Raw genomic sequence first — 5,713 nt, 5'->3', positions numbered from 1 at the left:
TCAGGAAATGTCATTGCATTTAAAAATGTATTAAAAGAACCTTTAAGTAGTTCTACAAAAGGTTCTTTTACTGGATATTTCGCTGAACCACATAAAACAGAATGTTCTAAAATATGAAAAATACCATTATCATTATAAGGGATAGTTTTAAAACTAATGCTAAAACTTTTATTTATATCATCATTTTCAAAGAAAACTAATCTAGCACGAGTTTTTGTATGCTCATAAAGATAAGCATTTGTATTTATATTTTTTAGATATTTCTTTTCTATAAGTTCAAATGTCATATTATTTAATTATTATAGTAGATTACATTTTTAGTAATGTAAGAACGTCATAACCTTGTAGTTTGTCCATACCGTTTAGACCATCTAATTCGATTAAGAACGCAATACCTACTACGATTCCTCCTAATTCTTCTACTAATTTTATAGTTGCTTCAATTGTTCCACCTGTAGCTAATAAGTCATCAGTAATTAGAACACGTTGACCTGGTTTGATTGCATCTTTATGCATTGTTAATGTGTTACTTCCGTATTCTAAGTCGTATTGATATGAAATAACTTCACGTGGTAATTTATTAGGTTTTCTTACAGGAACGAACCCTATACCCAGTGAGTAAGATACAGGACATCCAATAATGAAACCACGAGCTTCTGGTCCTACTACTACATCAACTTTTTTCTCTTTTGCATAATTTACAATTTGATCTGTAGCGTATTTGTACGCTTCTCCATCTGCCATTAAAGTAGTAATATCTTTAAAACTGATTCCTTCTTTTGGCCAATTTGGTACGATTGAAATGTATTTTTCTAAATTCATTTATTTTTATTTTCTCCTAAATGTTTTCTTAACCTAATTATTATACTATAAAATAAGAAAATAAGCAATTTATAATACCATTATTATAAGTTCTGAAAAGAGGTAATCCTAAATACTATCTTTATGATTTATTAGTATGATAAAATAGAATATATATTATTAAACATGGAGGCTAAATTATGAAATTTACATTTTCAGAATCAGCAATTGAATATATTTTAAAAGAAATTAATAAGTTTGATGAAAATACATATGATATTATAATTGACTATGCGGATGGAAATAGCCCTTATAATGAAAATATAAGTAGTTGTCACTGTCAAGTTTACGATAAGTATAGAGTGTTAATAGTGAGTAAAAACGATGGAAATATTAAGTGGAGTAAATATGATATGCAAGTCGAATCAAATCTTGGCACTGTATTCTTCCCTTCTTATTACGAAATGATGTTTGATAAAAATAATGTTTTTGACTATAAAAATTTTACTCTTAATTTGAAAAGTGAAGCGGGAATAATTGCTGATCAAGTTCAGCTAATTATTAAATTATAATTTAAGTTAATTTTAATAAACTTTGTTACTATATATTCTAAAATAATAAAAATGAAAGGAGAATAATTTGAAATCTTTTCTTAACAGCAGAAAATTAACCTTTATTCTATTTTTCGTGTATTTATTCATACTTTCATGGGTAATAGTGGCCAAAATGGATTGGAATTTATTAAAAAATAGTAATCTTTCTTGGATAAATCATCCACGAGTTCTACTTCATCCAGGAATAACATGGAGAACAGTTAACTTAATACCATATAGTTATTTTGATATTGTGGAAGTTCTATTAAATATACTTTTCTTCATACCATTTAGTTTTTACATAAAGATGTTATACCCTAAGTCTTCTGGTTTTAGAGCAATAATATTAGCTTTTATATTGAGTTGTATATATGAATCTACACAATATGTGCTAACTATTGGTTTTCCTGACATAACAGATTTAATTGATAACACTCTAGGAGCGATTATTGGAGTAATTATTATCAATATTATCTCAGTTATCTTTAGAGAAAAATTAAGAATATACATGAATGTTATATTAATACTCTTTTCTGGATATATTATTCATGACATTCTTTATCTTATAATTTAATACGAAAAACGATAGATTCTAAAATTAAAATCTATCGTTTTTATTTTATATAATAGTAAACTAATTTATATTATCTTTTTCTTCTAAATCCTAATACAGATAAAATCACACCTAGTAAACCTAATAATGCAGCACCTGCACTATTTTCAGTTAAACCAGTTTTAGGAAGTATATTGTTGAATCTTTGTTCTACTTCACTTTGTGAAGGATTATTCTTAGCTTCTTTGGCTCTTGAAACAATAGTATATGTACTAAAGTGATCTGTATAGAATGTAAGTTTTCCATCACTGTAAGTACTTTTAACTTTTTGTAACTTATCACCATTTACATAGTATACTTCTAATGTTTCATTATCATTAGCTATTACTGCTACAGTAACTGTTCTAGCTTCTCCATTATTATTAATTACATTTCCTTTATCATCTGTAAAGAATAAATCAAGAGTTTTTACTACTTTTAGTTTTTCATCAAGATTTTTGACTAATTCTTTAACTTTTTCAACTTTTTGTTCATCAGAATTTTGAGCTACAAATTTCATACCAGTAACATCTTTTTCTTTAAATTGAACTTTAACTTCTTCATTACCAGGTAATTTAGCAATAAGAGTATCAGTTACATTCTTTTTATCATCCACTGAAGGTGTACTTGGTTGTTCAGAAGGAGATTCTTGAGGTTTTTCTACTTTAGGCTGTTCAGGCGTCACTTGAGGTTTCTCTTCAACCTTAGGTTGTTCAGAAGGCTTCTCATCTTTCTTATCTTCTACCTTAGGTTCTTCTTTTTTAACATCAGCATCAACTGTCGTTACAAGTTCAACTATTTTATCATCGATATTTGTAGCATTTTTCTCGAATAAAGTTTTAGTAACTCTATATTTATCTCCAGCTTTCATATCATTATCAGTAATTTCTAATTTTCTATCATCTTCATTAGAAACACTTGTTGAACTAAGTTCTTTAACTTCATTACCTCGGATACGTTCTACCTTAGTAACAATATACCAGTTACGACCATAGTCATCACTCTTAAGTAGTTCTGCCATAGGTTTAGTTTGTTTACTTAGGAATTCTTTATATTTATCTAAACCTTGTAAGATACCTTCCCCACCGTAGAACTCAGAACGACCTCTATACCAGTGTAGAAGATTTAGAATTGTTAACTTCTCATCTTTTGGTTGAATTGTGATTTTATTATCTTTTGCAACAACATTTAATTCGATAGCTTGTTTTTGAGGGTAATATCCTTGCGTAACTTCAGGAGAAATTCCTAATAGTTTTGTATCAGAATCATTATACGGTAATGTTGCTGGTAAATTGTTATTAGCAATATCAAGAATATGCAGACTACCATTTGCTTTAATTAATTCTAATGGTATATTACTAATTTGGTTATTTACTAGTCTTACAGTTGCTTTATTTTTAGCAAGTGTTTTCCATAATTCATCAGATAAGCTAGAGATATGGTTATTATTTAAAGCTAGAGTATTTAATTTTGTTAAATTAACTCCATTTTCTGGAAGTGATGTTAATTTGTTGTTAGCTGCATATAACTGTGTTAAAGAAGATAAATTAGCTATACTATCTGGAAGTTTAGTAAGTTCATTATCAGTTACAGATAAGAATGTTAATCCTGTATTGCTTTTAAATAAATCATTTGGAAGTGAAACTATTTTATTGTTAGATAAACTTACTGTTTTTAGCTTCTTATTATTAGCAAATACATTCGCTGGTAATGTTGATAACCATGATTGACTAAATTCAACAGATTCTAATTCAGAGTTATTTGCAAATAGGTTTTCTGGGATATTACCTAAGTTGTTAGAAGATAAATTCACAGTTTTTAATTTTTTGTTATTAGCAAATAGGTTTTCCGGTAGTTTAGTAACACCATTTCCTCCTAAGTTAATACGCTCAATATTAACTGCATTTTTGAATAAATCTTCAGGTAATTCACCCAAGTTATTACTGTCAGATGAGAATGATTTAACTCCAGGGCCCATGTGTTTTAATAAATCTAAATTATAAATTGCACCTTTATCAACTTTGCCATCAATTTCTAATGAACCAATATTGATATCACCTGTAAAGTTTTTTAATTCATCTTCTGTTACTTTACCGTCTTTGTTAGTATCTACCCCATTAGCAATTAATTTTTTCTGAAGTAGATCATCACTTTTTTTACGTTCTTCATTGTTTTTCTCAACTAACTCGAATCCATTCCATCCTTTTTTAATTTCAGGTTTGAATTTTAGTTTTACGGTTGTATATTTATCGAAGTTTCCTTTATCACTCTCAAGAGAGCCCATATAAGAAACAATAACACCACCTAAATGTATTTTGTCTAAATCTTCTACAGGAAGAGTAAATAACGCTTTATCATATTGACCTGCAGAGTTCTTCTCACCAAAGTTTTCTTTCACACCTGATGCCCATTTACCCTTATTTTGAATGGCAAAATCATATAAACCATGAGCGAATAAAGTGTTTAACATTGTAATACTCATTTTTCCATCTTTAACTACTAATTTTACATTTTTATCGAAGAAACCTTCTAACATAGAAGTACCTTGTCTTCCATCAGCATATAAAGCGTTAAATCCTAAAGTATATTCACCATCTTCTAACTTGTCAGTAAGTGAATAAGTTTTTTCTCCTTGTTTTTCTGTAGTTTTATTATCTGCTAGTTTTTCTTCGACTACTTTATTACCAGTAGTAAATGCTTTGCTTTCACTGTCATCGTTCGCTTTAAATATGATTGAATTTTCTCCATCAAAGTTCCAAGCTTTAAATGCTTTAAGGCTTTCTCCACCGTCATCGAAAGTAACAATTTGACCTTTCCAGTTTTTACTAAAAAGTGATTTGTTGAAAGTTTTTCCATTGATAATAACTTCTTTAGTGTTTTTAAGAACATCTTCTGCTTTAAATCCATCAGCTAGAGTAATGTTTAATTCATCCCCATAGCTATTCTTTTCTACATTAGTAACTAAATCTTTTTGAGCATATGAAGTATTAGTTGCTGGTGTATCTTGTTTTTCTGTAGATTTATTATCAGCTGGTTTTTCTTCAGCTACCTTATTACCAGTAGTATATGCTTTGCTTTCGCTACCGTCATTTGCTTTGAATACGATTGTATTGTCTCCATCAAAGTTCCAAGCTTTAAATGCTTTAAGACTGTCTCCACCGTCATCGAAAGTAACGATTTGACCTTTCCAGTTTTTGCTAAAAAGATTTTTGTTGAAGGTTTTTCCATTAATAATAACTTCTTTAGTATTTTTAAGAACATCTTCTGCTTTAAATCCATCAGCAAGAGTAATGTTTAATTCATCCCCATAGCTATTCTTTTCTACATTAGTAACTAAATCTTTTTGAGCATATGAAGTATTAGTTGCTGGTGTATCTTGTTTTTCTGTAGATTTATTATCAGCTGGTTTTTCTTCAGCTACCTTATTACCAGTAGTATATGCTTTGCTTTCGCTACCGTCATTTGCTTTGAATACGATTGTATTGTCTCCATCAAAGTTCCAAGCTTTAAATGCTTTAAGACTGTCTCCACCGTCATCGAAAGTAACGATTTGACCTTTCCAGTTTTTGCTAAAAAGATTTTTGTTGAAGGTTTTTCCATTAATAATAACTTCTTTAGTGTTTTTAAGAACATCTTCTGCTTTAAATCCATCTGCAAGAGTAATATTTAATTCATCCCCATAGCTATTCTTTTCTACTTTAGTAACTAAATCTTTTTGAGCATATGA

At 28.8% G+C, this 5,713-nt stretch carries 5 protein-coding genes; 2 read left to right on the top strand and 3 right to left on the bottom strand.

Annotated features, from left to right (window positions below):
* A partial coding sequence (locus RWN11_RS06675) for a hypothetical protein (RefSeq protein WP_314160978.1) occupies nucleotides 1-287 on the bottom strand: 287 nt, incomplete at its 3' end.
* A gap of 22 nt (nucleotides 288-309) precedes the next feature.
* A complete protein-coding gene (locus tag RWN11_RS06670) occupies nucleotides 310-822 on the bottom strand; it encodes an adenine phosphoribosyltransferase (protein WP_314160977.1) in 513 nt (170 codons plus the stop codon).
* Between the two features lie 179 nt (nucleotides 823-1,001).
* On the opposite strand from RWN11_RS06670, the gene RWN11_RS06665 reads away from it, so the two are divergent.
* Together RWN11_RS06665 and RWN11_RS06660 are read left to right on the top strand one after the other, a co-directional pair.
* Nucleotides 1,002-1,373 carry an iron-sulfur cluster biosynthesis family protein gene (locus tag RWN11_RS06665; protein WP_314160976.1) on the top strand — a complete coding sequence of 124 codons (372 nt, stop codon included), beginning with the start codon at nucleotides 1,002-1,004 and terminating at the stop codon, nucleotides 1,371-1,373.
* Between the two features lie 115 nt (nucleotides 1,374-1,488).
* Nucleotides 1,489-1,968, top strand: a complete 480-nt coding sequence (locus RWN11_RS06660; RefSeq protein WP_314160975.1) for a VanZ family protein — start codon at nucleotides 1,489-1,491, stop codon at nucleotides 1,966-1,968.
* 70 nt (nucleotides 1,969-2,038) lie between these two features.
* Here RWN11_RS06660 and RWN11_RS06655 read toward each other — a convergent pair.
* The coding region (locus RWN11_RS06655; RefSeq protein WP_314160974.1) for an NEAT domain-containing protein at nucleotides 2,039-5,713 on the bottom strand (3,675 nt) is incomplete at its 5' end.

Source organism: uncultured Gemella sp. (assembly GCF_963519265.1).
In the GTDB taxonomy this organism is placed as follows: domain Bacteria; phylum Bacillota; class Bacilli; order Staphylococcales; family Gemellaceae; genus Gemella.
This window is presented reverse-complemented; position numbering and strand designations above follow the sequence as displayed.